At 61.3% G+C, this 26720-nt stretch carries 18 protein-coding genes and 2 tRNA genes; 16 read left to right on the forward strand and 4 right to left on the reverse strand.

Annotated elements, in window-relative coordinates:
• Positions 1–249: 249 nt before the first annotated feature.
• The 3 genes from NVB75_RS22740 to NVB75_RS22750 all read left to right on the forward strand — a co-directional run bounded on the left by NVB75_RS22740 (position 250) and on the right by NVB75_RS22750 (position 4855).
• Complete coding sequence (locus NVB75_RS22740; protein WP_258343425.1) at positions 250–1437, forward strand: ATP phosphoribosyltransferase regulatory subunit; 1188 nt, start codon at positions 250–252, stop codon at positions 1435–1437.
• A 54-nt stretch (positions 1438–1491) separates the two neighbouring features.
• Positions 1492–2781 carry an adenylosuccinate synthase gene (locus tag NVB75_RS22745; protein WP_258343426.1) on the forward strand — a complete coding sequence of 430 codons (1290 nt, stop codon included), beginning with the start codon at positions 1492–1494 and terminating at the stop codon, positions 2779–2781.
• Between the two features lie 139 nt (positions 2782–2920).
• Entirely contained in the window at positions 2921–4855 is a 1935-nt protein-coding gene (locus NVB75_RS22750; RefSeq protein WP_026078087.1) for a methyl-accepting chemotaxis protein, read from the forward strand.
• Positions 4856–4963: 108 nt separating this feature from the next.
• On the opposite strand, the gene NVB75_RS22755 is transcribed toward NVB75_RS22750, so the two are convergent.
• The 4 genes from NVB75_RS22755 to NVB75_RS22770 all read right to left on the reverse strand — a co-directional run bounded on the left by NVB75_RS22755 (position 4964) and on the right by NVB75_RS22770 (position 8076).
• Entirely contained in the window at positions 4964–6529 is a 1566-nt protein-coding gene (locus NVB75_RS22755; RefSeq protein ID WP_167664826.1) for an iron ABC transporter permease, read from the reverse strand.
• Positions 6529–7554 (reverse strand): extracellular solute-binding protein, encoded by a 1026-nt coding sequence (locus NVB75_RS22760; RefSeq protein WP_063033383.1) that lies wholly within the window; start codon positions 7552–7554, stop codon positions 6529–6531. The genes NVB75_RS22755 and NVB75_RS22760 overlap by 1 nt, the downstream gene beginning before the upstream one ends.
• Positions 7555–7724: 170 nt before the next feature.
• A tRNA-Leu gene (locus NVB75_RS22765) sits at positions 7725–7811 on the reverse strand.
• Positions 7812–7989: 178 nt separating this feature from the next.
• A tRNA-Leu gene (locus NVB75_RS22770) sits at positions 7990–8076 on the reverse strand.
• A gap of 224 nt (positions 8077–8300) precedes the next feature.
• On the opposite strand from NVB75_RS22770, the gene rnr reads away from it, so the two are divergent.
• The 13 genes from rnr to NVB75_RS22835 all read left to right on the forward strand — a co-directional run bounded on the left by rnr (position 8301) and on the right by NVB75_RS22835 (position 26612).
• The gene (gene rnr, locus NVB75_RS22775) at positions 8301–10934 is read left to right on the forward strand and encodes a ribonuclease R (RefSeq protein WP_218264399.1); all 2634 of its coding nucleotides are present in this window, start codon (positions 8301–8303) and stop codon (positions 10932–10934) included.
• A complete protein-coding gene (gene rlmB / locus NVB75_RS22780; protein WP_003217493.1) occupies positions 10931–11686 on the forward strand; it encodes a 23S rRNA (guanosine(2251)-2'-O)-methyltransferase RlmB in 756 nt (251 codons plus the stop codon). Before rnr ends, rlmB begins: the two co-directional genes overlap by 4 nt.
• A 307-nt stretch (positions 11687–11993) precedes the next feature.
• On the forward strand, positions 11994–12416 hold the full coding sequence (rpsF, locus tag NVB75_RS22785) for a 30S ribosomal protein S6 (RefSeq protein WP_003217491.1): 423 nt from the start codon (positions 11994–11996) through the stop codon (positions 12414–12416).
• A gap of 28 nt (positions 12417–12444) precedes the next feature.
• Positions 12445–12675: a 30S ribosomal protein S18 gene (gene rpsR / locus NVB75_RS22790; protein WP_002551829.1), complete on the forward strand. Its 231-nt coding sequence runs from the start codon at positions 12445–12447 to the stop codon at positions 12673–12675.
• A gap of 36 nt (positions 12676–12711) precedes the next feature.
• Complete coding sequence (locus NVB75_RS22795) at positions 12712–13599, forward strand: hypothetical protein (RefSeq protein ID WP_258343428.1); 888 nt, start codon at positions 12712–12714, stop codon at positions 13597–13599.
• Between the two features lie 18 nt (positions 13600–13617).
• Positions 13618–14064 (forward strand): 50S ribosomal protein L9, encoded by a 447-nt coding sequence (gene rplI / locus NVB75_RS22800; RefSeq protein ID WP_003171376.1) that lies wholly within the window; start codon positions 13618–13620, stop codon positions 14062–14064.
• 120 nt (positions 14065–14184) lie between these two features.
• Positions 14185–15579: a replicative DNA helicase gene (gene dnaB, locus NVB75_RS22805; protein ID WP_003217484.1), complete on the forward strand. Its 1395-nt coding sequence runs from the start codon at positions 14185–14187 to the stop codon at positions 15577–15579.
• A gap of 99 nt (positions 15580–15678) precedes the next feature.
• Positions 15679–17982, forward strand: a complete 2304-nt coding sequence (locus tag NVB75_RS22810) for a YgiQ family radical SAM protein (RefSeq protein ID WP_008439091.1) — start codon at positions 15679–15681, stop codon at positions 17980–17982.
• A 221-nt stretch (positions 17983–18203) separates the two neighbouring features.
• Complete coding sequence (locus NVB75_RS22815) at positions 18204–19136, forward strand: NAD synthetase (RefSeq protein WP_003217480.1); 933 nt, start codon at positions 18204–18206, stop codon at positions 19134–19136.
• Positions 19133–19582: a hypothetical protein gene (locus NVB75_RS22820; protein ID WP_258343429.1), complete on the forward strand. Its 450-nt coding sequence runs from the start codon at positions 19133–19135 to the stop codon at positions 19580–19582. Before NVB75_RS22815 ends, NVB75_RS22820 begins: the two co-directional genes overlap by 4 nt.
• Positions 19583–19769: 187 nt before the next feature.
• Positions 19770–23060, forward strand: a complete 3291-nt coding sequence (locus NVB75_RS22825) for a DUF2126 domain-containing protein (protein ID WP_258343430.1) — start codon at positions 19770–19772, stop codon at positions 23058–23060.
• A gap of 175 nt (positions 23061–23235) precedes the next feature.
• Positions 23236–25722: a circularly permuted type 2 ATP-grasp protein gene (locus NVB75_RS22830; RefSeq protein WP_258343431.1), complete on the forward strand. Its 2487-nt coding sequence runs from the start codon at positions 23236–23238 to the stop codon at positions 25720–25722.
• Positions 25722–26612, forward strand: a complete 891-nt coding sequence (locus NVB75_RS22835) for a transglutaminase family protein (RefSeq protein WP_017478354.1) — start codon at positions 25722–25724, stop codon at positions 26610–26612. Before NVB75_RS22830 ends, NVB75_RS22835 begins: the two co-directional genes overlap by 1 nt.
• The last annotated feature ends 108 nt before the right edge of the window (positions 26613–26720 follow it).

The following is a 26720-nucleotide window of genomic DNA, read 5'->3' on the forward strand; positions in this document are numbered from 1 at the left end:
GTGATCCTTTCAGAAAACGGGTGTATGATGCGGCAGCCGGGAAATTCCCGGCTTTTTTGCGTCTGCATGTTTGATTGTGGTTTTGCTCCGCAGGCGCCACAGGTTTTTCGAGGAAAGTGCCCGACGAGGCCGATTGTTGGTCGTTCGTCACGTCGCTCTTGCGCGTGGTTTATGCAGGGGCCGGGTATTTTCTGCTTCACTCAAGGCTCGCCCGAGGGCTGGCCGCCCGGATCATAGGGGAATGGCGTAATGGCAACGGTAGACCGCTGGCTGCTGCCAGATGGCATCGAAGAAGTACTGCCACCAGAAGCTGCGCGCATTGAAATCGCGCGCCGCCAGGTGTTGGATCTGTTCCAGAGCTGGGGTTACGAGTTTGTCGTGACCCCCCATATCGAGTACCTGGAATCCCTGCTGACCGGCGCGGGCCAGGACCTGGATCTGCGCACCTTCAAGGTCATCGACCCGCAATCGGGCCGGCAAATGGGCTTTCGTGCCGACATCACGCCGCAAGTCGCGCGCATTGATGCGCACACCCTGCGTCGCGAAGGGCCAAGCCGCCTGTGCTACGCCGGCAGCGTGCTGCATGCTCAGCCGCGTGCCTTGTCGTCTTCCCGTAGCCCGATCCAGTTGGGCGCCGAGTTGTACGGCGATGCGAGCCCGAGCAGCGACGTGGAAGTCATCAGCCTGATGCTGGCCATGCTGCAATTGGCCGATGTGCCGGATGTGCACATGGACCTCGGGCATGTCGGCATCTACCGCGGCCTGGCCCGTGCGGCCGGTCTGTCGGGTGAAGTGGAACAACAGTTGTTCGATGCCCTGCAACGCAAGGCCATCGATGAAGTGATCGCCCTGACGGCGGGCGTGCCTGCTGACCTGGCCGGCATGCTGCGTGCGCTGGTGGATCTGTGTGGCGGCCGTGAAGTACTGACCGCCGCCCGTGATCGTCTGGCGAACGCGCCAGCTGATGTATTGGCGGCCCTGGACGATGTTGTGGCGATTGCCGAGCAGTTGTCTGCGCGCTTCCCGCAGTTGCCGCTGTATTTCGATTTGGGTGAGCTGCGCGGCTACCACTACCACACCGGTGTGGTGTTTGCGGTGTTTGTCCCGGGTGTTGGCCAAGCCATTGCCCAGGGCGGTCGTTATGACGATATCGGCGCCGACTTCGGTCGTGCCCGTCCGGCGACCGGCTTTTCCACCGATTTGAAAACCCTGGTGACCCTGGGGCGTGCTGAGGTCGTGCTGCCGTCTGGTGGCATCTGGATGCCCGACAGTACGGACGCAGCACTCTGGCAGCAGGTTTGCCAGTTGCGCAGTGAGGGTCAGCGTGTGGTCCAGGCCCTGCCTGGGCAGCCATTGGCCGCCGCCCGTGAAGCGGACTGCGACCGGCAATTGATTCAGCAGAATGGGCTTTGGCAAGTATCGCCACTGGCTTCTTGAGTTTTCCTGCCGGCCGCTGCCGGCACCAAGTTTGCGCGAATGAGGACAAGTGTTATGGGTAAGAATGTCGTAGTCCTGGGCACCCAATGGGGTGATGAGGGCAAAGGCAAGATCGTTGATCTGCTGACCGAACATGCTGCCGCCGTAGTGCGCTACCAAGGTGGCCACAACGCTGGCCACACCCTGGTCATCGATGGCGAAAAAACCGTCTTGCACCTGATCCCGTCGGGTGTACTGCGCGAAGGCGTGCAGTGCCTGATCGGCAACGGCGTGGTGGTTGCACCTGACGCCCTGCTGCGCGAGATCACCAAGCTGGAAGAGAAAGGCGTGCCAGTGCGCGAGCGCCTGCGTATCAGCCCTTCCTGCCCGCTGATCCTGTCCTTCCACGTTGCGCTGGACCAGGCCCGTGAAAAGGCCCGTGGCGAGCTGAAGATCGGTACTACCGGTCGCGGTATCGGCCCGGCCTACGAAGACAAGGTTGCACGTCGTGGCCTGCGTGTGGGCGACCTGCTCAACATGCCGCGCTTTGAAGACAAGCTGCGTGAACTGGTGGATTACCACAACTTCATGCTGGTGGGTTACTACAAAGAGCCAGCCATCGAGTTTGAAAAGACCCTGGCTGAGTGCAAGGAATACGCTGAGCTGCTCAAGCCGCTGATGCTGGACGTGACTGCCGAGCTGCACGACCTGCGTCGCGCGGGCAAAGACATCATGTTCGAAGGTGCCCAGGGTTCGTTGCTGGACATCGACCACGGCACCTACCCGTACGTCACCAGCTCCAACACCACCGCTGGCGGCGTTGCGACCGGTTCGGGCGTTGGTCCGATGTTCCTGGACTACATCCTCGGCATCACCAAGGCGTACACCACGCGTGTGGGTTCGGGTCCATTCCCGACTGAACTGTTCGACGACGTTGGTGCGCACCTGGCCAAACAAGGTCACGAGTTCGGCGCAACTACCGGCCGTGCTCGTCGTTGTGGCTGGTTCGACGCCGTTATCCTGCGTCGCGCTATCGATGTGAACAGCATCTCGGGCATCTGCCTGACCAAGCTGGACGTACTCGACGGCCTGGAAGCCATCAACATCTGCATCGGCTACAAAGATGCGGAAGGCAAAGACGTTGCCCCAACCGATGCTGACAGCTACGTAGGCCTGCAGCCTGTGTACGAAGAAGTGCCGGGCTGGACCGAATCGACCGTGGGCGCCAAGACCCTGGAAGAACTGCCAGCCAACGCTCGTGCTTACATCAAGCGCGTTGAAGAGCTGATCGGTGCGCCAATCGACATTATTTCGACGGGCCCGGACCGCAACGAGACCATCGTTCTGCGTCACCCGTTCGCTTAATAAGCTGTTGATGTAAAAAGCAAAGGGCTCCTTCGGGAGCCCTTTGTCGTTTCCGGCTGGTAAACGGCACGGCCCTTGCTATGGTTCTTTCTTTCGCGGTGCTATCAAATTAGTGGCACCCGTGGTGGAGGGATTCCCAGTGTCTGCCGTTCTCTCATTGTTACAAAGCCGGCTGTTGCGGCCGGTGTTCGTTACCCTAGGTATCGCTCTTTTGGTGCAAGTACTGGTGGCTGTCGCTCTGACCCGGAGCACGGTCACCGCCCTGGAAGCCGATTTAGACAATCGGCTGGGTGTCGACAGCCAAAAGCTTTCCGGTGAACTGGCCCAGGCCGGCAAGGAAGTCACCTCCAGTCTGGACAGCCTGTCTTCCAGCACTCGCCAGCGTCTGACCGCGGGGCTTTCCACGCGCCTGCAGGACGAGCAGAAGCAACTGCGTGCGACCCTGGAAAAAGACCTGAAGGACTCCGCCAACGATATGGCGCAACTGCTCGCCTCGGTGGCGCCCCGCGCAATGTGGGACAGTGACGTGCCGACGCTGTCGGAATTTGCTCGGCGTGCCCAGCGCAATCCCAATGTGTTGTTCGTGGTCTACGACGATGCCACGGGCCAGCACCTGACGCGCTACCTGAACCGGGATAACCCGATTAACGCAGCGTTGCTCGAGAAAGGGCAGGGCGAGCGAGCCCTGGATAAGGTCTTGGATGCGGCGAAAAACGATCCGGCGGTCTACTACCTCGAGGCGTCTATCAGTCCCAATGGCGTGGAAATCGGCAAGGTCATCATGGGGGTTTCGACCGCTTCGGTAGACGTTGATCTGGCGGCGCTGGATAAGCGCTTCGCCGCGTTGATCGCCAGCAGTGATCAACTGGTGGGCGACAGCCTCAAAGGTGCCGCCGCTGACAGTGCTGCCGCCATGGGCGCGCGCTTGCAGTCGGCACAAGCAACGGCCACCCAGATGACCGCCAATACCACCAATGCCGTGCAAGAGGCGGCAGGTACCTTGCGCTGGCGCATCGGCATGGGCCTGGCGGTTGTAGGCTTTGGCGTGCTGTTGCTGATTGCCGTGGTGCTTGGGCGTCGGGTGGTCAATCGCCTGAAGCTGCTGATTGCAGCGATGGACGACCTGGCGGCAGGCGAGGGCGATCTGACCAAGCGCGTGCAGATCAACAGCCGGGACGAAATCGGCGACATGGCCTCGGCGGTCAATCGCTTTGTGGATAAGTTGCAGCCCATCGTGCGCGAAGCGGGTGATGTGGCCCAGCGTACGGGCGTGGAAATCGGCGCGATGACCCTGCGCAATGCGGGTGCCGATGCCGCCGCCGGCCTGCAGCGTGATGAGGTTGCCGAAAGCCTGCGGGCGCTGTCGCAAATGGCCGACGAGGCCCAGGCAGAAAGCCATGCGATGCAGGCGGCCTTGCAGCAGGTGGTGGATATTCGCCAGGCCACTGATGAGAACTCACGTACTTCAGCCGAAGTCGGCAGCCTGATCGAGGCGTTGGCGGGGCAGGTGCAGGCGGGGTCCAAGGTGATCGAGCGTCTGGCGCAGCAGAGCGAGCAGATTGAGGTGGTGTTGACGGTGATCCACGGGATTGCCGAGCAAACCAACTTGCTGGCACTCAACGCGGCGATTGAAGCGGCGAGAGCCGGCGAGACCGGGCGCGGCTTTGCAGTGGTGGCGGACGAGGTTCGTGCCCTGGCCAGCAAAACCCAGAGTTCTACCGGTGATATCCAGGCCCACATCGTGGCCTTGCAGCAAGGCGCCCGTGAGGCGGTAGAGACCATCGGCAAGGCCGGGCGTCAGGCCAGCGAAGGTTTGCTGGTGTTGCGCGATAGCGTGCGGCTGCAGCAGTCCGTGCAAGCCTCGGTAGAGCAGGTGCATGCAGCGATTGGCCTGGCGACGCGTGCAGCTGAGCATCAGGCGCAAGGCGCGCATGCGGTGCGTGGGCGGGTGGAGATCATTCATGCACAGGCCGAGCGCGCGGCTCAGGCAGTGGTGGAGACCACCGCCAGTGGCAAGGTGCTGGATGGGTTGGCAGCGCAGTTGAAGGCGAGCCTGGGGCAGTTCCGGGCTTGATGTCGCCTGGTGCGGCCCTTTCGCGAGCAAGCCCGCTCCCACATTCGACCGAGTTCCACTTCTGGAATACGAGCAAATGTGGGAGCGGGCTTGCTCGCGAAAGCTATTTCAGCGGCTCAGATACATCCGCGTCGTAAGCAGATACACCGGTAATCCCGACACCAGAATCAACAACGCCGCATACGGCGCGGCAGCCGCGAATTCCACATTCGAGGTATGCGCCCACACGGCAGTAGCGAGTGTGTTCAATCCAGTAGGACTAAGCAGCAGCGTCGCCGTCAATTCCTTCATCGCATCCAGAAACACCAGCGCAAACGCCGCGCCCAATGCCGGGAAAATAATCGGCAGTGTCACCCGGCAAAACGCACTGAACGACGACGCCCCCAGCGTTCTCGCGGCCTCTTCCAGCTGGGGTGCCGCCTTGTTCAGTGCCGTGCGGATCGGCGCCTGGGCCAGCGGCAAAAACAGCAACGCATAAGCGATCAGCAACAACGCCGACGTCTGATACAGCGCCGGTACGTAATGCAGGGCGAAATACACCAGCGTCAACGCAATCACCAGGCCGGGCAGGGCGTGCAGCAGGTACGGCAGGCGTTCGGCCCACAGCGCGAGCTGACCCTTGTAGCGCACCACCAGCAAGCCTACCGGCACTGCAAACAACAGGCAAAGCGCAGCGCCGCCCAAGGACAACGCCAAGGAAGAAAGCAGCGCCTCGCTGATCTCTGCAACCGGAAATGCCGCCGAACTGCCCACTGCCAGCCAGTAACCGAGCATGCCCAGTGGAATGCCGCTGCCAATGATTGCCAGAAGCAGGCAATACAGCTGCCCCAGCGGTGCCCATTTACCGAGCCGGACCTGCTCGGCATGCCGCGCCGCGCCCTGGCCGGTGCGCACATGTCGGCCTTTGCCGCGCACCCGCAGCTCCAGCCAGAGCAGCGTCAGGCACATCACCAGTAGCACTGCCGAGAGCATTGCCGCATTGGCGTTACTGAATTCCAGCTCGAATTGTTGATAGATCGCGGTGGTAAACGTCTGCAGGCCGATGATCGACAGCGCGCCGAATTCAACCAGCATATGCAGGGCAATCAACAGCGCCCCGGCCAGTAGCGATGGCCACAACAACGGCAAAGTGATGCGAAAGAACACGCCCCAGCGATTCAGTCCCAGGGTGCGGGCCGATTCTTCCAGGGATGGATCAAGATTGCGCAGGGTCGCCGCCACCGGCAGAAACACCAGCGGGTATTTGGACAGGGTCATCACCAGGATCGCCCCGCCCAGCCCCTCGAAATTGGCGCTCAACGAAACCCAGGTGAAGCTGCTGACAAATGCGGGCACCGCAAACGGCAGGCACAAGATCACTCCCCAGATTCGCCGCCCCGGCAAGTTGCTGCGTTCCAGCAGCCAGGCCAGGGACAAGCCGATCACGCCGCAGGCCACGGTCACGCCGACCATCAGTGCCAGGGTGTTGCGCAGCAACCCGAACACATAAGGCCGCCACAGCAAATGCACCGCCTCGGCCCAACCTGCTTGCCAGGCCTTGAGGCCGACATACGCCAGCGGCAACAGACTCAGGCCTACCAGCAGCAGGACCGGCAGCAGCAACCAGATTGAAGGACGTTTGCGTCTCGGCGTAAAACCCCCGCGCAAGGCGGGGGCGGGGAGCGATGGGTTCATCAGTTCAAGCCAACGTCACGTTCCAGTTCCAGGGCTTCTTCGGCGTTGCCCAGGTCGGCAGGGGTGACCTTTGGTGGTTGCAGCTCGCTGAAAGGCTTGAGGCCGCGGTTGGATTCCATGCCCTTGCGCAACGGGTATTCGGCGGAGGTGTTGGTGATCACCCGCTGGCCTTCTTCGCTGGCCATAAAGGCCAACAATTGCTGGGCTTCCTTTGGATGCTTGCTGGATTTCAGCGCCGCTGCGGCAGACACGGTGATCAGGCCGCCGGCATCACCGTCGGTGAAGTAGTGAAGCTGCGAATCCAGGTTGGTTTTTTCTTTCTTCAGGGCGAACCAGTAGTAGTTGTTCACCAGGACGGTGGCGACTTCGCCATTTTCCACGGCCTTGAGCGCAACCATGTTGTTGCTGTAGACCTTGCCGAAGGCGCGCAGGCCGGTCAGCCATTCTTCAGCGGCTTCGCGACCGTGCAGCTTGATGATCGCCACGGCCTGTTCCTGGAATGCGCCGCTGGTGGGTACGAAACCGACCTTGCCTTGCCATTCAGGTCCGGCGAAATCCAGTACTGACTTGGGCAGGTCTTTCTCGGCGATCAGTTTCGGGTTGAACGCCACGACGCGGGTGCGTGCGGTCACGCCCATCCAGGCACCGTTGGCGGCCACGTATTCCTTGGGCAGAACGTCGAGGGTGCTGGCGTCGATGGTCGCCAGCAGGCCTTGCTCGCCGAGTTTATTCAGCGGCGGTGATTCTTCGGTGTAGATCACGTCGGCAGGGGAGCGGTCGCCTTCTTCGACGACCTGGCTGGCCAGCTGGTTGCTGCTGCCCTTGCGCACATTGACGTGGATGCCGGTCTTGGCTTCGAAGGCCTTGGCAAGTTCATCGCCGACCTCCTTGTGTTGGCCGTTGTACAAGGTCAGTGCAACCTTGTCGGCAGAATAGGCAGCGGGCGAGAGCAGGGTCAGGCCGAGCAGAGTGATGGTCAGGCCACGCAGAAGGGATGTCTTGAGACGGGTATCGCGGATCATCATCCGGGGTGTTCCTCACTTGAGTGCAACAAATCGTTGCTAGGATAAACGATAAAGTTTCTCAGGTGCGGTCATGGGGCAAATCGGTCTGGAAGTTTTCAAACCCCGGAAACGCAAAAACCCGCTTTCGCGGGTTTTTGTGAGACTCAAGGTTAAAACCTCAAGTTTTGAATTGGTGCCCAGAAGAAGACTCGAACTTCCACGACCTTGCGGTCACCAGCACCTGAAGCTGGCGTGTCTACCAATTTCACCATCTGGGCAGCATCAGCAACGTTGCCGCTGTTGATGGAGCGAACTATACGGAGGGCTTTTTGATCTGTAAACCCCTGATTTGATTTTATAAATCAACTTTATGGTTAAAAATCAAAGGCCTGAAACGCAAAAACCCGCTTTCGCGGGTTTTTGTGAGACTTAAGGTTAACACCTCAAGTTTGGAATTGGTGCCCAGAAGAAGACTCGAACTTCCACGACCTTGCGGTCACCAGCACCTGAAGCTGGCGTGTCTACCAATTTCACCATCTGGGCAGCATCGTCAACGTTGCCGTCGTCGATGGCGCGCACTATACGGACCACTTTTTGCGCTGTAAAGCCCAGTTATCAAAAAAGTCTGGAAAATTTCGCAGGCGGTCGCGCAAGGTGTATTCCGAGGGCTACAAAGTGCTTTTACGGGCTTGTCGACACCTGAAATTTCCCGTTTCAATACGCGTATGCCAAACTAACCCGCATATAGACAAGGTGAAAACTCTCTAATGGCCGATTGGCAGTCCCTCGATCCCGAGGCCGCTCGTGAAGCGGAAAAATATGAAAACCCTATTCCTAGCCGCGAACTGATCCTGGCGCATCTCGCCGATCGGGGTTCGCCTGCTAGCCGCGAGCAGCTGGTTGAAGAATTCGGTCTGACCACCGAAGACCAACTCGAAGCCCTGCGCCGCCGCCTGCGCGCCATGGAGCGCGATGCCCAGTTGATCTACACCCGCCGAGGCACCTATGCGCCGGTGGACAAGCTCGACCTGATCCTCGGTCGCATTGCCGGCCACCGTGACGGTTTCGGTTTCCTGATCCCGGACGACGGCAGCGATGACCTGTTCATGAGCCCGGCGCAAATGCGCCTGGTGTTCGATGGCGACCGTGCCCTGGCGCGCGTTTCCGGCCTCGACCGTCGCGGTCGCCGCGAAGGCGTGATCGTTGAAGTGGTGTCCCGTGCCCACGAGTCCATCGTTGGTCGCTACTTCGAAGAAGGCGGCATCGGCTTTGTCGTTCCGGATAACCCGAAGGTTCAGCAGGAAGTGCTGATCACCCCGGGCCGCAATGGCGCTGCCAAGGTCGGCCAGTTCGTCGAGGTGAAAATCACCCACTGGCCAACTGCGCGCTTCCAGCCACAGGGCGATATCGTTGAAGTGGTCGGCAACTACATGGCGCCGGGCATGGAAATCGATGTTGCGCTGCGCACCTACGATATCCCTCACGTCTGGCCTGAGGCTGTGCTCAAAGAAGCCGCCAAGCTCAAGCCGGAAGTTGAAGAAAAAGACAAAGAGAAGCGCATCGACCTGCGTCATCTGCCGTTCGTCACCATTGACGGCGAAGATGCCCGCGACTTCGACGATGCGGTCTACTGCGAAGCCAAGCCTGGCAAGCTGCGTCTGTTCTCCGGCGGCTGGAAGTTGTTCGTCGCGATTGCCGACGTGTCCAGCTACGTGAAGATTGGTTCGGCCCTGGACAACGAAGCCCAGGTGCGCGGCAACTCGGTGTATTTCCCCGAGCGCGTTATCCCGATGCTGCCTGAGCAGTTGTCCAACGGCCTGTGCTCCCTGAACCCGAAAGTCGACCGTTTGGCCATGGTGTGCGAGATGACCATCTCGAAAACCGGCGAAATGACCGACTACCAGTTCTATGAAGCGGTGATCCACTCCCAGGCGCGCCTGACCTACAACAAGGTCAGCACCATCCTGGAACAGCCGAAAACCAGCGAAGCCAAAGCCTTGCGCGGTGAGTACGGCCATGTGGTGCCGCACCTCAAGCAGCTCTATGCGCTTTACAAAGTGCTGCTGGGCGCTCGTCACGTGCGTGGCGCGATCGACTTTGAAACTCAGGAAACCCGAATTGTCTTCGGTTCCGAGCGTAAGATCGCCGCGATCACCCCGACCACTCGTAATGATGCTCACAAGCTGATCGAGGAATGCATGCTGGCGGCCAACGTGGCTACTGCAGAATTCCTGAAAAAGCACGAGATTCCTGCCTTGTACCGGGTGCACGACGGCCCGCCGCCGGAGCGTCTGGAGAAGCTGCGCGCGTTCCTCGGTGAGCTCGGCCTGTCCCTGCACAAAGGCAAGGACGGCCCGACGCCGAAGGACTACCAGGCTCTGCTTGCGAGCATCAAGGACCGTCCGGATTACCACGTGATCCAGACCGTCATGCTGCGCTCCCTGAGCCAGGCGGTGTACAGCGCTGATAACCAAGGCCACTTCGGCCTGAATTACGAGGCGTACACCCACTTCACCTCGCCGATTCGCCGTTACCCGGACTTGCTCACACACCGGGCGATCCGCAGCGTGATCCATTCCAAGCAGAACACCCCGCACGTCAAGCGCGCCGGTGCCATGACCATTCCGAAGGCACGGATCTATCCGTACGACGAAGCGGCCCTGGAACAGCTGGGCGAGCAGTGCTCCATGAGCGAGCGCCGTGCCGACGAAGCGACCCGCGACGTAGTGAACTGGCTCAAGTGCGAGTTCATGAAAGACCGCGTGGGCGAGTCGTTCCCGGGTGTGATCACCGCCGTGACCGGTTTTGGCCTGTTCGTCGAATTGACCGACATCTACGTCGAGGGTCTGGTACACGTCACCGCTTTGCCGGGTGACTACTACCACTTCGACCCTGTGCATCACCGCCTGGCGGGCGAGCGCACCGGTCGCAGCTTCCGTCTGGGCGATACCGTGGAAGTGCAGGTCATGCGCGTCGACCTCGACGAGCGCAAGATCGACTTCGGCATGCCCGACAAGCCAGCCGAGCCGACTGGCCGTAAAAAACGTGGCGGCGAAACGACTGCGCCGGCCAGCAAAGGCAAAGGTACTCCTGCGAAAGCAGCGGTCGCCGAGCCTGCGCCAGCCAAGCCCGCTCGTCGTTCGTCTGCCAAGGACAAGGCCCCCGAAGCCTACCGCCCAAGCGATGCTGCGGCGAAAAACGCCGAGCTGCGCAAGAGTCGCGAATTGAAGCAGCAGTTGCTCAACGAAGCCAAAAGCGGTGGTAAAGCGGCGTCTGGGGGAAAGTCCCGCGAGGCGGAAAAACCGTCGAGCAAGCCGAGTAAACACCGTAAAGGCCCGCCAAAAGCGGGTTCGGCCCCTGCGAAAAGCAGCGGGTCGCGCAAACCTAAGGCCAAGTCATGAGTCTGGAAAAAATCTACGGCGTACACGCCGTAGAAGCATTGCTGCGTCACCACCCGAAACGCGTCAAGCAGGTGTGGTTGGCAGAAGGCCGCAGTGAGCCGCGCGTTCAAGCGCTGGTCGAACTGGCCAATCAGAACAAAGTTGCCATCGGCCAGGCCGAGCGTCGTGAGATGGACGTCTGGGTCGAAGGCGTTCACCAAGGCGTGGTAGCGGACGTAAGCCCGAGCCAAGTCTGGGGCGAAGCGATGCTCGACGAGTTGCTCGATCGCACCGAAGGCGCGCCGCTGTTGCTGGTGCTCGACGGCGTGACCGATCCGCACAACCTCGGCGCCTGCCTGCGTTCGGCGGATGCTGCCGGTGCGTTGGCGGTGATTGTGCCCAAAGACAAGTCGGCAACCTTGACGCCTGTCGTGCGTAAAGTCGCCTGCGGTGCGGCGGAAGTGATTCCGCTGGTGGCCGTGACCAACCTGGCGCGTACCCTGGAGAAACTCCAGCAGCGCGGCCTGTGGGTTGTGGGTACGGCGGGGGAGGCTGAGGTCAGCATTTATGACCAGGACCTCACCGGCCCGACCATCCTGATCATGGGTGCTGAAGGCAAAGGCATGCGTCGCCTGACCCGCGAGCATTGCGATTACCTGGTGCACCTGCCGATGGCCGGTAGCGTCAGCAGCCTCAACGTTTCAGTCGCAACGGGCGTCTGCCTGTTCGAAGCCCAGCGCCAGCGTGGCGCCAAGGCTAAAGCCAAGAAATAACCAAGTCTGGCGCAGGTCAAAATGTGGGAGGGGGCTTGCTCCCGAATACGGTGTGTCAGCCAGTGCATTTGGCGATTGGCACACCGCTTTCGGGAGCAAGCCCCCTCCCACATTTGTTTTTGTGGTGTATGGGGGCTGTTCAAATAATCACCAATCACCTTGCGCCCTTTCTCCCCCTTCTCTACAATTGCGCCCCTTGCCTTCATGGCAGGCACGCATGTGCCTCCCTTCGGCAAGATCCATAAGTGTCATTCACTCCTTGTCTGACCGTTTTTGAGCGGCAGGCTACAACCCGTAAGGAGCATTCATGCGTCATTACGAAATCATCTTTTTGGTCCACCCGGATCAAAGCGAGCAAGTCGGCGGCATGGTAGAGCGTTACACCAAGCTGATCGAAGAAGACGGCGGCAAAATCCACCGTCTGGAAGATTGGGGCCGTCGTCAACTGGCCTACGCAATCAACAATGTTCACAAGGCTCACTACGTGATGCTGAACGTTGAATGCACTGGCAAGGCCCTGGCCGAGCTGGAAGACAACTTCCGCTACAACGATGCAGTGATCCGTAACCTGGTCATCCGTCGCGAAGAAGCCGTTACCGGCCAATCCGAGATGCTCAAGGCTGAAGAAAACCGCAGTGAGCGCCGTGAGCGTCGCGACCGTCCTGAGCACGAAGGCGCTGAAAGCGCTGATAGTGATGACAGCGACAACAGCGATAACGCTGACGAGTAATCCACGGACCTTTTAAGGAGCCTATCAAATGGCACGTTTCTTCCGTCGTCGTAAATTCTGCCGCTTCACCGCTGAAGACGTGAAGGAGATCGATTACAAAGATCTCAACACTCTGAAAGCCTACGTATCCGAGACCGGCAAAATTGTTCCAAGCCGCATCACCGGTACCAAAGCTCGTTATCAGCGTCAGCTGGCCACCGCTATCAAGCGCGCCCGCTTCCTGGCCCTGCTGGCCTACACCGACAGCCACGGCCGCTGAGACCGGGCAGTCGACAAGTAGTAAGGGATTGAATGCATGCGCGCCTTAGCTGAGTTCATCATGCGCGGTCGTGTGCAGGCCACTCTGGTAGTGGCTGGATGTGCAGCGTTGCCGCTGTTGTATTGGTTGGGTGCTGCTGCAGGTTGCCTCGTGCTCCTGCGGCGCGGTTTGAGGGACGCCCTTGGCGTTCTTGCCCTGGGAATGCTGCCGGCCTTGGTCTGGTGGTTGAAATTCGATGATCCACGGGTACTTCTGGTACTGCTCGGTTCATCGGCCCTTGCGTTGGTTTTACGCGCAAGTGAGTCCTGGGTCCGTACGCTGCTGGTCAGCGTGGCATTGGGGTTGGTGTATTCACTGGCGCTTGGCGCGGCTTTCCGCCCGCAAATCGAGGCGCTGGCGCAGGAGATCATAAAGATCCTGCCGCTGGCCCTCGGGGATCTCTACCAGCAGTTATCGGTAGAGGAGCGAGCGCGCTTTGCGTCAGTGGTTGCACCGATGCTGACCGGCCTGATAGCGGCACTGTTGCAGATCGTCAGCGTGCTGAGCCTGATTCTTGGGCGTTACTGGCAGGCGTTGTTGTATAACCCGGGTGGTTTTGGTCGCGAGTTTCGCAGTATCAGAATCCCCGCTGGACCGGCGATGTTGCTGCTGGCGTTCATGGTGGTCGGGCCGACGTTTGGCCTGGCGCTGTTGGTGCCGTTGTGCAGCGTACCGCTGGTATTCGCCGGGCTATCCCTGATTCATGGGCTGGTGGCGCAAAAGCGACTGGGCAGATTCTGGCTGGTGGGGTTGTACGTGACGCTGTTGCTGTTCATGCAGCTGATCTATCCGTTACTCGTGGTCTTGGCCATTGTCGACGGCCTGATTGATTTTCGCGGTCGTCTGGCGCCGAAAGACGCCGATAACGCGAACGGTGAAGGTTAAAAGTTAGAGGATTTTCACATGCAACTGATCCTTCTGGAAAAAGTCGCCAACCTGGGCAACCTGGGCGACAAAGTGAACGTTAAGGCCGGCTACGGTCGTAACTACCTGCTGCCATACGGCAAAGCCACCGCTGCAACCGCTGCCAACCTGGCTGCGTTTGAAGAGCGTCGTGCTGAGCTGGAAAAAGCAGCAGCAGACAAAAAAGCTTCGGCCGAAACTCGCGCTGCCCAACTGGCTGAGCTGGAAGTGACTATCACTGCCACCGCCGGTGACGAAGGCAAGCTGTTCGGTTCGATCGGCACCCACGACATCGCTGATGCACTGACCGCCTCCGGCGTTGAAGTGCAGAAGAGCGAAGTTCGTCTGCCGAACGGCACCATCCGCAACGTTGGCGAATTCGATGTAGCCGTGCACCTGCACGCTGAAGTCGAAGCAACCGTACGCGTTGTTGTGGTAGCAGCTTAAGCAGCACCTAACTGACTGGCACCTCGCGTGCCGGGCGGTTAACATCGGGCACGATCCTGTTTACAGGTCGTGCCTTTTGTTTTTCTGTAGCTCCTGATTCTCCAACTATTCCAAGTGGCCATGAACGATATCTCCGCTCCTGAGCAATATGATCTGCAAACTGCTGCCCTGAAGGTGCCGCCGCATTCCATCGAGGCCGAACAGGCCGTGCTCGGTGGCTTGATGCTGGACAACAACGCCTGGGAGCGCGTGCTGGATCAAGTCTCGGACGGCGATTTCTACCGTCATGACCACCGCCTGATCTTCCGCGCCATTGCCAAGCTGGCCGACCAGAACTCACCGATCGACGTGGTGACCCTGGCCGAGCAGTTGGACAAGGAAGGCCAGACGTCCCAAGTGGGCGGCCTGGGTTACCTGGGCGAGCTGGCGAAAAACACGCCATCGGTCGCCAACATCAAGGCCTATGCGCAGATCGTCCGTGCGCGGGCCACGTTGCGCCAGCTGATCGGTATCGCCACCGAGATCGCCGACAGTGCCTTCAACCCGGAAGGCCGTACCGCCGAAGAAATCCTCGACGAAGCCGAGCGGCAGATCTTCCAGATCGCCGAAGCCCGTCCGAAAACCGGCGGCCCGGTCAGCGTCAACGACCTGCTGACCAAGGCTATCGACCGTATCGATACCCTGTTCAACACCGACAACGCCATCACCGGCCTGTCCACCGGCTACACCGACCTCGACGGCATGACCAGCGGCCTGCAGCCTGCCGACTTGATCATCGTCGCCGGCCGTCCGTCCATGGGTAAAACCACCTTCGCCATGAACCTGGTGGAAAACGCCGTGTTGCGCAGCGACAAGGCCGTACTGGTGTACTCCCTGGAGATGCCAGGTGAATCGCTGATCATGCGTATGTTGTCGTCCCTGGGCCGCATCGACCAGACCAAGGTGCGTGCCGGCCGCCTGGAAGACGACGACTGGCCGCGCCTGACCTCGGCGGTCAATCTGCTCAACGACCGCAAGCTGTTTATCGATGACACCGCGGGCATCAGTCCGTCGGAAATGCGCGCGCGTACCCGACGCCTGGTGCGTGAGCATGGCGACATCGCCCTGATCATGATCGACTACCTGCAGCTGATGCAGATCCCGGGCTCCAGCGGTGATAGCCGGACCAACGAAATTTCCGAGATTTCCCGCTCGTTGAAAGCCCTGGCCAAGGAATTCAACTGCCCGGTGGTTGCCCTGTCGCAGCTCAACCGGTCCCTGGAGCAACGCCCGAACAAACGCCCGATCAACTCCGACTTGCGGGAATCCGGCGCGATCGAGCAGGATGCTGACGTGATCATGTTCGTATACCGGGACGAGGTGTATCACCCGGAGACCGAGCATAAAGGCATCGCTGAAATCATTATTGGTAAGCAGCGTAACGGGCCAATCGGTACCACGCGCCTGGCCTTTATCGGCAAATACACCCGCTTCGAAAACCTGGCGCCGGGCAGCTACAACTTCGAAGACGAGTAAAAAGCGGTCCCGCCAATTCCGACTGCAAAGGTCGGAATTGGTCAAAATTTGTGCTATATTCCGCGCCCGCGATTTTTCATCTCAACACCGGTCACCGTCATGCAAACAGCCAAGCCGTTATTTGACTATCCCAAGTACTGGGCCGAATGTTTCGGTCCTGCGCCATTCCTGCCGATGAGCAGGGAGGAGATGGATCAGCTTGGCTGGGATTCATGCGACATCATCATCGTCACCGGTGATGCGTACGTGGACCATCCGTCGTTCGGCATGGCAATCATCGGCCGGCTGCTGGAGTCCCAGGGCTTCCGCGTCGGGATCATTGCCCAGCCCAACTGGCAGTCCAAAGACGACTTCATGAAGCTCGGCGAGCCGAACCTGTTCTTCGGCGTCGCGGCCGGCAACATGGACTCGATGATCAACCGCTACACCGCCGACAAGAAAATCCGTTCCGATGACGCCTACACCCCCGGTGGCATGGCCGGCAAACGTCCGGACCGCGCGAGCCTGGTCTACAGCCAGCGCTGCAAGGAAGCCTACAAGCACGTGCCGATCGTGCTCGGCGGCATCGAAGCGTCCCTGCGCCGCATCGCCCACTACGACTACTGGCAGGACCGTGTACGTAACTCGATCCTGATCGACGCCTGCGCCGATATCCTGCTGTACGGCAACGCCGAGCGGGCCATTGTCGAAGTCGCCCAGCGCCTGTCGTGGGGCCACAAGATCGAAGACATCACCGACGTGCGCGGCACTGCGTTCATTCGCCGTGACACGCCTGAGGGCTGGTACGAGGTGGACTCCACCCGTATCGACCGTCCGGGCAAGATCGACAAGATCATCAACCCGTACGTGAATACCCAGGACACCCAGGCCTGCGCCATCGAGCAGGAAAAGGGCCCGGTTGAAGACCCGGAAGAGGCCAAGGTCGTACAGATCCTGGCCAGCCCGCGCATGACCCGTGACAAGACGGTCATTCGTCTGCCGTCCGTGGAAAAAGTCCGTGGCGACTCGGTGCTGTATGCCCACGCCAACCGCGTGCTCCACCTGGAAACCAACCCGGGCAACGCCCGCGCCCTGGTACAGAAGCACGGCGAAGTGGACGTGTGGTTCAACCCGCCGCCCATTCCCATGACCACCGAAGAAATGGACTACGTGTTCGGAATGCCTTACGCCCGTGTTCCACACCCGGCGTACGGCAAGGAAAAGATCCCGGCCTACGACATGATCCGCTTCTCGGTAAACATCATGCGTGGCTGCTTCGGCGGCTGCACCTTCTGCTCGATCACCGAGCACGAAGGCCGGATCATCCAGAACCGTTCCGAAGAGTCGATCATTCGCGAAATCGAAGAGATCCGCGACAAGGTGCCAGGCTTCACGGGCGTCATCTCCGACCTCGGCGGCCCGACCGCGAACATGTACCGCATCGCCTGCAAGAGCCCGGAAATCGAATCCGCGTGCCGCAAGCCGTCCTGCGTGTTCCCGGGCATCTGCCCGAACCTGAACACCGACCACTCGTCGTTGATCCAGCTGTACCGCAGCGCCCGTGCGTTGCCGGGTGTGAAGAAGATCCTGATCGCTTCCGGCCTGCGCTACGACCTCGCGGTCGAGTCGCCGGAATACGTGAAAGAGCTGGTGACCCACCACGTTGGTGGCTACCTGAAGATCGCCCCGGAACACACCGAGGAAGGTCCGCTCAACCAGATGATGAAACCGGGCATCGGCAGCTATGACAAGTTCAAGCGCATGTTCGAGAAGTACACCAAGGAAGCGGGCAAGGAGCAGTACCTGATTCCTTACTTCATCGCCGCCCACCCGGGCACCACCGATGAAGACATGATGAACCTGGCCCTGTGGCTCAAGGGCAATGGCTTCCGCGCCGACCAGGTGCAGGCGTTCTACCCGTCGCCAATGGCCACCGCCACGGCGATGTACCACTCGGGCAAGAACCCGCTGCGCAAGGTCACCTATAAGAGCGACGCGGTGACCATCGTCAAGAGCGAAGAACAGCGCCGTCTGCACAAGGCCTTCCTGCGCTATCACGACCCGAAAGGCTGGCCGATGCTGCGTGAGGCCTTGACCCGCATGGGCCGTGCCGACCTGATCGGGCCGGGCAAGGAGCAACTGATCCCGTTGCATCAGCCGTCCACCGACAGCTACCAGAGCGCCCGTCGCAAGAACTCGACGCCGGCTGGCAGCCACAAGGTTGCGAAGGAAACCACCACCAGGATCCTCACCCAGCACACCGGCTTGCCGCCCCGTGGCAGTGACGGCAGCAACCCGTGGGACAAGCGTGAGCAAGCCAAGGCCGCGGCCATGGCGCGCAACAAGCAGGCCGCCAAGGAACGCACCGACGCCGCCAAGGGCAAAGGCAAGAAGCCAGCCCGCAAGCCGGTCGTGCCGCGTTGATCGCAGCCTGAAACGCAAAACGCCAGCCTCGTGCTGGCGTTTTGCTTTCTAGCGGGTGGGTAGCCTGTTTGTTAAGGTGGCGCCCATTCGAGCGCCATCGCAGGCAAGCCAGCTCCCACATGTGACCGGGTTTCAGCATGAGAATGCGGTCGAATGTGGGAGCGGGCTTGCTCGCGAAAGCGCCAGTTCAGACACCACCCATTTCAAGGAAGAACACCCCCATGAGCAGCCCCCTGCTTGGCATCGGCATGGACTCCAACCGCTCCCAGTTCATGGCGCGCCAGCGCATCGAAAGCCAGATCAACCTGCCACGCCTGTTTGCCGCCATCGACGCCGACCCCGGCATTGTGGGGGCGGGTGTGGTGTATATCGATGCTGACTTCAATGTCGTCACCCTGCGCGAATTCAAACCGATTTGCAGCATCAGGCCCAAGCGCATCATTTTGCGTGAGGCGCAAAAATACATAGCCCCCGCACAGTTTGTGGAGCAGGTGAAGACCAACCCTCGGGAAGGGCGCCTCATGAGCGAGACGTTCGATATGGGGTTGTCATGCTCCGCTGCAGTGATCGGCTGGATCGTTGTCTTCAGCGGCAGTGTTGCCGTACCGTTTACGGCGGGTGCCAGTGCCTTTGTGGTCGGCATTGGTGTTACGGCGGCGCTGGCCAGTAGCGCGCAATGTGGGTTTGGCGTAGCGCGTACCTACAACGAAATCCTTGACCCCGATGCCAATGACCGTATGGATGACGCCGAATGGTACGGCGCTGTTTCCCCCATCCTTGATGCCGCTTCTTTGGTGGGTATCGGCACCGGCGCTCTGACGACGGTGAGATTGCTCAAGGCCAACAAGGCCGCCGCGTTGGGCAAGAGTTGGTACGAACTGCTCAAGGGCTTGAGCCGCCAGGAACGCAAGAAGTTGACCAAGGAACTGCTAAGCCTGAGGGACCCCAGCCTGACGCCCAAGTTGCTCAAGTTGCAGCAGCGTACGGGCAAGCTGACGAAGAGTTTCAGCTCCACCGAAATTCGCCACGCAACCCTGACCCAAATGAAAGATGCGCTGGGTGGCATATTAGGCCTCACCGGCAGCTACCGTACCGGTAATGTTGGCGCCGCCAGCACCCTTGCAATTGGCTTGTACGAGGACCTGACGGAATGAACGGCTTTCCCGACATGGGCAGTTTTCTCGCACGCTATTTCCCGGTGTTCATGGGCACGATCTTCATGGCGATCTTTTCCGGGGCGTCTGCTGTATCCCTGGCGGGCGTGACTTATTTACGTGGCGTTGATCCGGGGCTCAAATCCAGCTACTCCGGGATTGCCATTCTGGTGTTGGTCACGGTGATAGTGTTTGGCAACGTAATGATCGCGCGCGGACGTTCGTGGGCCACCGGCTTGATGGCGGGTTACCTGGGATGTTGCCTGCTGTTCGTATTGCCGATGATTCAATACACCTCTCACGTGCTGGTCTATGGCTCGGCTGTCCTCTTCCCGTTGTTGGGGTTATTGCTGCTCAACAGCAAGCGCCACCGCGAAATGCGCCAGAAACTGCGCGAAGTGCGCCACCTGCGCGAAGCCGTGATCGCCAGGCGCAAAGCACGGTGACTGGGTAGATTCACCACCCACCCTCACACTCCCGCCACAAATATGTGCAACCCTCGCACCACGACGGCAGCCATCGCGCCGTTTTGGTGCTGTACTGCACCGGGTCCCACGATAAAGCGCAATGACTGCTGCTCTGGCATAAGTCTTGCGCGCTTTGTTTTCATGCCCTGGCTCGCAGGAGGCCGCCGTGTCGATTCATGTCGCGTTGCACCACGTTACGCATTACCGCTACGACCGCGCGGTCGAACTCGGCCCACAGATTGTTCGCCTGCGTCCGGCGGCCCATAGCCGCACGCGGATTCTTTCCTACGCGTTGAAGGTGTTGCCGGAGCAGCACTTCATCAATTGGCAGCAAGACCCCCAGGGCAATTACCTGGCGCGTCTGGTGTTCCCGGAAAAAACTGACGAGTTGCGCATCGAGGTCGACCTGGTCGCCGAGATGGCGGTGTTCAACCCGTTCGACTTTTTCCTGGAACCCTACGCCGAAAAAATCCCGTTCAGCTACGCCGCCGATGAGCAGCGCGAGCTGGCGCCGTACCTGGAAACATTGCCGCTGACCCCGCGATTTGCCGCGTATCTGGCGGGTATCGACCGCACGCCGTTGCCGGCGGTGGATTTCCTGGTGGGCCTCAACCAGCGCCTGGCCGCCGACATCGGCTACCTGATCCGCATGGAACCGGGCGTACAGACCCCGGAATTCACCCTCGAAAACGCCTCCGGTTCCTGCCGGGATTCAGCGTGGTTGCTGGTGCAACTGCTGCGCAATCTCGGGTTGGCGGCGCGGTTTGTGTCCGGTTATCTGATCCAGCTGACCGCCGACGTCAAAGCCCTGGACGGCCCGTCCGGCACCGAAGTGGATTTCACCGACCTGCATGCCTGGTGCGAGGTGTATTTGCCCGGCGCCGGCTGGATCGGTCTAGATGCCACCTCCGGCTTGTTCGCCGGTGAAGGGCATATCCCGTTGGCTTGTAGTCCTGATCCATCCTCAGCAGCGCCCATCAGTGGCCTGGTGGAACCCTGCGAGTGCGAATTTACCCACGAGATGTCCGTGGAGCGCATTTGGGAGGCCCCACGGGTTACCAAGCCCTACACCGAAGAGCAGTGGCTGGCGATCCAGGCCCTGGGCCGGCAGATCGACGGTGACCTGCTCAAGGACGACGTGCGCCTGACCATGGGCGGCGAACCCACCTTCGTCTCCATCGACGACCCCGACGGTGCGGAATGGAACACCGCCGCTTTGGGCCCGGACAAACGACGCCTGTCTGCCGAGCTGTTCCAGCGCATGCGCAAGCACTACGCGCCCAAGGGCCTGGTGCACTTTGGCCAGGGCAAGTGGTACCCCGGCGAGCAACTGCCGCGCTGGTCCCTCAACTGCTACTGGCGTCGCGACGGCGTGCCGATCTGGCAGAACAGCGCGCTGATCGCCGATGAGCAGCAAAGCTATGGCGCCGACGGCGTGATGGCCGGGCGTTTTCTGGCCAGCGTCGCCGAACGCCTGAAACTGCCTGCGCAGTTTGTATTCCCGGCCTACGAAGACAATTTCTATTACCTGTGGCGCGAAGGCGCCTTGCCGCAGAACGTCAGCGCCGAAGATCCACGGCTGGAGGACAAGCTTGAGCGCGAACGCCTGCGCAAAGTCTTCAGCCAGGGCCTGGATAAAGTCATCGGCCAGGTATTGCCGCTGGCGCGTACGGCGGCCAATGACCGCTGGCAGAGCGGCCGCTGGTACCTGCGGGACAACCATTGCCGCCTGGTGCCGGGTGATTCGCCCCTGGGTTATCGCCTGCCACTGGCCTCGCAGCCGTGGGTGACGGCGGCGGACTATCCGTTCGTGCATCCCACCGATCCCAACCAGGACCTGGCCGACCTGCCGACCCCCTCACAGTTGCAAAGCCACGGGGAGGCGGCCGAGAGCAAAGACCGCATTCCGAAAATCGACGAATCCGCCGACTGGCTGACCCGCACCGCCCTGTGTGCCGAAGCGCGGGAAGGCCGGCTGTACCTGTTCATGCCGCCGCTGGAGCGAGTCGAGGATTATCTGGAGTTGGTGGCGGCCATCGAAGCCACTGCCGAAGAACTGCATTGCCCGGTGCTGCTGGAAGGTTATGAGCCGCCGAGCGACCCGCGCCTGAGCAACTTCCGGGTGACACCGGACCCGGGCGTGATCGAGGTCAACGTGCAGCCGTCCGCCACCTGGGACGAGTTGGTGGAGCGCACTGAGTTTCTCTACGAGGAAGCCCGGCAAACCCGCCTCACCACAGAAAAATTCATGATCGACGGCCGCCACACCGGCACCGGCGGCGGTAACCATTTTGTGCTCGGTGGTGCCACGCCGAAGGATTCGCCGTTCCTGCGGCGTCCCGATCTGCTGCGCAGTTTGATCAGCTATTGGCATAACCACCCGTCGTTGTCCTACCTGTTTTCCGGCTTGTTCATCGGCCCGACTTCCCAGGCGCCACGGGTCGACGAAGCGCGTAACGATGCGTTGTACGAGTTGGAAATCGCCTTCGCGCAGATGCCCGAAGTGGGTGAAGAATGCCCGCCCTGGTTGGTGGACCGCCTGCTGCGCAACCTGCTGATCGACGTCACTGGCAACACCCACCGCGCCGAGTTCTGCATCGACAAGCTCTACTCGCCGGACGGTGCCACCGGCCGCCTGGGCCTGCTGGAATTGCGTGCCTTTGAAATGCCACCCCACGCGCGCATGAGCCTGACCCAGCAACTGCTGTTGCGGGCGCTGGTCGCGCGCTTCTGGCGTGAACCCTATGCGCCGCCGAAGCTGGCGCGCTGGGGTACGGAATTGCACGACCGTTTCCTGCTGCCGCACTTTATCGAGCAGGATTTTGCCGACGTGATCGTTGAGCTGAACGCGGCCGGTTATCCGCTGCGGGCTGAATGGTTTGCCGCGCACCTGGAGTTCCGTTTTCCCAAGGTCGGCGACTATGCCGTCAGCGGTATCGAACTGGAACTGCGCCAGGCCCTGGAGCCCTGGCATGTGCTGGGCGAGGAGGGCGCGGTGGGCGGCACGGTGCGTTATGTGGACTCGTCCCTGGAGCGCTTGCAGGTCAAGTTGAGCGGCCTGCCGCCCCAGCGTTACTTGCTGACCTGCAACGGCATCCCGGTGCCGCTGCAACCCACCGGGCGTGTCGGCGAGTTTGTGGCTGGCGTGCGCTATCGCGCCTGGCAGCCGGCCAACTGTTTGCAGCCGACCATCCCGGTGCATGCGCCGCTGGTGTTTGATCTTTTGGACACGTGGATGCAGCGCTCGCTGGGGGGTTGCCAGTACCATGTCGCCCATCCGGGCGGACGCAATTACGACAGCCTGCCGGTGAATGCCAATGAAGCTGAAAGCCGGCGAATGGCGCGGTTTTTCCGTCTGGGGCACAGCCCCGGGAAATTGCCGGTGCCGAGTGTGGTGATCAATGATGAATTGCCGATGACCCTGGATTTACGGCGTTTCCCCAATAAGAATGACTAAACGCGATTCAAAATGTGGGAGCGGGCTTGCTCGCGAATACGGTGTATCAGAAACACATTAAGTGACTGACACGCCGCTTTCGCGAGCAAGCCCGCTCCCACACAAGCCCGCTCCCACAATTGGATCGCGTGGTTTGTGAGTTAATCTGACTTCCCTTGCCCCTGCCGAGCGTTCCATGCCCGATTTGCTCGACCGTTACCCGCTGACTGCGGGCACTTATCACGAACTGCTGGACGACAGCGGCGCGGTTCGCGCCCATTGGCAGCGCCTGCTCGATCACCTGCAACGCAGCACCCCGGCGCAACTGGCCCAGCGCCAGGCCTTGCTGACCCGGCAGATCCAGGAAAACGGCGTGACCTACAACGTCTACGCTGACCCCAAGGGCGCCGATCGCCCCTGGGAACTGGACCTGTTGCCCCACGTGCTGGCGGCCGATGAATGGAAGCAACTTGCCGCCGGCATCGCCCAGCGCGCACGCCTGCTGAATGCGGTATTGGCCGACCTCTACGGCCCGCAACGCTTGATCGCCGAAGGGTTGCTGCCGGCAGAACTGGTATTCGGCCACAACAATTTCCTGTGGCCGTGCCAGGGCATCCAACCGCCCGACGGCGCGTTTCTGCACCTGTACGCCGTGGACCTGGCGCGCACGCCGGATGGCCGCTGGTGGGTCACCGCCGACCGTACCCAGGCCCCATCCGGCGCCGGCTACGCCCTGGAAAACCGCACCATCGTGTCCCGCGCCTTCCCGGACCTGTACCGCGACTTGCAGGTGCAGCACCTCACCGGGTTTTTCCGCACCTTGCAGGAAACCCTGGCCCGCCAGGCGCCGAGCGACGACCAGCCACCGCTGATCGTGCTGCTGACCCCGGGCCGTTTCAACGAAAGTTATTTCGAGCATTTGTACCTCGCCCGCCAGCTTGGCTACCCGCTGGTGGAAGGCGGCGACCTGACCGTGCGCGACGCCACGGTGTACCTCAAGACCCTCAGCGGCCTGCGCCGGGTGCACGCGATCATGCGCCGCCTGGACGACGACTTCTGCGACCCGTTGGAGCTGCGCACCGACTCGGCCCTCGGCGTGCCCGGCCTGTTGGACGCTGTGCGCCAAGGCAATGTGCTGGTGGCCAACGCCCTGGGCAGTGGTGTCCTGGAATCCCCCGGCCTGCTGGGCTTTTTGCCGAAGATCAATCAATTCCTGTTTGGCGAAGAACTGATCCTGCCGTCCATCGCCACCTGGTGGTGCGGTGAGGCGCCGGTGCTGGCCGAAGCCCTGGAAAAACTGCCGGAGCTGCTGATCAAGCCGGCGTTCCCGTCGCAAAGTTTCACCCCGGTGTTTGGTCGCGACTTGAACGACGAACAGCGCGAGGCCCTGGCCGAACGCATGCGCGCGCGGCCTTACGCCTACGTCGCCCAGGAACTCGCGCAGCTGTCACAGGCGCCGGTCTGGCACACCGTCGACGATCACCTTCAACACCGCGCCATCGGCATGCGTGTGTACGCCGTGGCCAGCGCCGACGGTTACCGGGTATTGCCCGGTGGTTTGACCCGCGTGGCAGCGGAAGCCGATGCCGAAGTGGTGTCGATGCAGCGCGGCGGTGCGAGCAAGGACACCTGGGTGCTCGGCGAACGCGCCCTCGGCACCGAGCAATGGCGCGCCCAACGAGCCATCGGCGCCCACGACCTGGTGCGGCGCGATCCGTACCTGCCGTCGCGGGTGGTGGAAAACCTGTTCTGGTTTGGCCGCTATTGCGAGCGCTGTGATGACAGCGCGCGCTGGCTGCGGATCGTCCTCGCCCGCTATGTCGACGGAGACGACCCGCTGGCGCTGCAGGCGGCCGTTGAGCTGGGTGAGAACCTGCGACTGTTGCCGGAGGAGGGTGAGTTGCCTGAGCGGCTTCAGGCGGCGTTGCTCGGTGACGACTGGCCGTCGAGCCTGCGGGCCAACTTGCAGCGCTTGCAGTGGGCGGCGTCCCAGGTGCGCGGCAAGTTGTCCCGGGAAAACTGGCAGGCGCTGGTGGAGTTGCAGCGCGAAGCCCTGGAGCTGGAGAGCGAAGAGCCGGACTTCGGCGAACTGCTGGATTTCCTCAACCGTCTGGTGATGTCCCTCGCGGCGCTGTCGGGCTTTGCCCTTGATGACATGACCCGCGACGAAGGATGGCGTTTCTTGATGATGGGCCGACGCATCGAGCGCCTGCAGTTTCTCAGCAGCAGCCTGGCCGCCTTCCTGCGCGGCGTGGCAGTGTTCGATCAGGCCGGGCTGGAATGGTTGCTGGAATTGGGCAACAGCAGCATCACCTATCGTTCGCGCTACCTTGCGGTGCCGCAATTGATTCCGGTGCTGGACCTGTTGCTGCTGGATGAGCAAAACCCCCACGCGGTGCTGTTCCAGCTGAAACTGGTGAGCCGCACCTTGCGTCGCTTGAATGACGATTTCAGCGTGCCCCGGGAAACCGGGTTGGCGCCGTTGGTGGAGCGCCTGGCGCGCTTTGACCTGGGCTGCCTGGAGAATCCGCTGTTCGGCGAGTCCAGTGTGCGCGCTGCGCTGGACGGCCTGGCCGACCTGCTGCAAGCGGTGGCCGATGAAAGCGGGCAAGTCTCCGACCGCCTGGCCCTGCGCCATTTTGCCCATGTGGACGATGTCAGCCAGCAAACGGTGTCTGTGTGATGAGTGCCCGCTACCAGATTTTCCACGATACCCATTACCACTACGACAGCCCGGTGTCCCTGGCCCAGCAGCTGGCGCACCTGTGGCCGCGGCCTTGCGCCTGGCAGCGCTGCAGCTCGCAGCAACTGGAGATCAGTCCCGAGCCGACCTCGCGCCGGGATGAGCTGGACGTGTTTGGTAACCCGATCACCCGGCTGGCATTCGAGCGGCCCCATGATGAGCTGTTGGTCAACGCCGGGCTGACGGTGGAAGTGCTGGCCCGGCCCGTGCTGGATTTCAGCCTGTCGCCGGCCTGGGACCAGACCCGCAACGGCCTGACCTACAGCAGCCAACCGCTGTCGGCCGAAGTGATCGAGGCCTGCCGCTATCGGTTCGAATCGCCCTACGTGCATCTGAAGAAAAGCTTCGTCGAGTTCTCCGAAGACTGTTTCCCGGCAGGTCGCCCTTTGCTGCTGGGTGTGCAGGCGCTGATGGAAAAGATTTTCAGCGAGTTCACCTTCGATGCCGAAGCCACCCAGGTTGCCACGCCGCTGGTGGAAGTGCTGGAGCGCCGGCGCGGCGTGTGCCAGGACTTCGCCCACCTGATGCTCGCATGCCTGCGCTCCCGGGGCCTGGCGGCGCGGTATATCAGTGGTTACCTGCTGACCCAGCCACCGCCCGGCCAGCCACGGTTGATCGGCGCGGATGCGTCCCACGCGTGGGTATCGGTGTTTTGCCCGGTGTCGGGCTGGGTGGATTTTGACCCGACCAACAATGTGCAGCCGGCACTGGAACACATCACCCTGGCCTGGGGCCGGGATTTTTCCGATGTTTCGCCGTTGCGGGGGGTGATTCTGGGGGGAGGGAGCCATGACCCGGAAGTGCGGGTGACGGTGATGCCGCTGGAGTAATGCACAAGATCGTTCCCGCGCTCCGCGTGGGAATGCCTGTTGTGACGCTCTGCGTCACCCTGCACCTATCTCAAATCGGGACGCGGAGCGCCCCAGGATGCATTCCCA

It is taken from the genome of Pseudomonas sp. CBS (assembly GCF_024734645.1).
Classification (GTDB): Bacteria; Pseudomonadota; Gammaproteobacteria; order Pseudomonadales; family Pseudomonadaceae; genus Aquipseudomonas.

Excerpts from the sequence above, each read along its gene's own strand:
- NVB75_RS22740 (WP_258343425.1), top strand. The coding sequence starts at position 250 with ATGGCAACGGTAGACCGCTGGCTGCTGCCAGATGGCATCGAAGAAGTA.
- NVB75_RS22745 (WP_258343426.1), top strand. The coding sequence starts at position 1,492 with ATGGGTAAGAATGTCGTAGTCCTGGGCACCCAATGGGGTGATGAGGGC.
- NVB75_RS22755 (WP_167664826.1), bottom strand. The coding sequence starts at position 6,529 with ATGAACCCATCGCTCCCCGCCCCCGCCTTGCGCGGGGGTTTTACGCCG.
- NVB75_RS22760 (WP_063033383.1), bottom strand. The coding sequence starts at position 7,554 with ATGATGATCCGCGATACCCGTCTCAAGACATCCCTTCTGCGTGGCCTG.
- rnr (WP_218264399.1), top strand. The coding sequence starts at position 8,301 with ATGGCCGATTGGCAGTCCCTCGATCCCGAGGCCGCTCGTGAAGCGGAA.
- rlmB (WP_003217493.1), top strand. The coding sequence starts at position 10,931 with ATGAGTCTGGAAAAAATCTACGGCGTACACGCCGTAGAAGCATTGCTG.
- rpsF (WP_003217491.1), top strand. The coding sequence starts at position 11,994 with ATGCGTCATTACGAAATCATCTTTTTGGTCCACCCGGATCAAAGCGAG.
- rpsR (WP_002551829.1), top strand. The coding sequence starts at position 12,445 with ATGGCACGTTTCTTCCGTCGTCGTAAATTCTGCCGCTTCACCGCTGAA.
- NVB75_RS22795 (WP_258343428.1), top strand. The coding sequence starts at position 12,712 with ATGCGCGCCTTAGCTGAGTTCATCATGCGCGGTCGTGTGCAGGCCACT.
- rplI (WP_003171376.1), top strand. The coding sequence starts at position 13,618 with ATGCAACTGATCCTTCTGGAAAAAGTCGCCAACCTGGGCAACCTGGGC.
- dnaB (WP_003217484.1), top strand. The coding sequence starts at position 14,185 with ATGAACGATATCTCCGCTCCTGAGCAATATGATCTGCAAACTGCTGCC.
- NVB75_RS22810 (WP_008439091.1), top strand. The coding sequence starts at position 15,679 with ATGCAAACAGCCAAGCCGTTATTTGACTATCCCAAGTACTGGGCCGAA.
- NVB75_RS22815 (WP_003217480.1), top strand. The coding sequence starts at position 18,204 with ATGAGCAGCCCCCTGCTTGGCATCGGCATGGACTCCAACCGCTCCCAG.
- NVB75_RS22820 (WP_258343429.1), top strand. The coding sequence starts at position 19,133 with ATGAACGGCTTTCCCGACATGGGCAGTTTTCTCGCACGCTATTTCCCG.
- NVB75_RS22830 (WP_258343431.1), top strand. The coding sequence starts at position 23,236 with ATGCCCGATTTGCTCGACCGTTACCCGCTGACTGCGGGCACTTATCAC.
- NVB75_RS22835 (WP_017478354.1), top strand. The coding sequence starts at position 25,722 with ATGAGTGCCCGCTACCAGATTTTCCACGATACCCATTACCACTACGAC.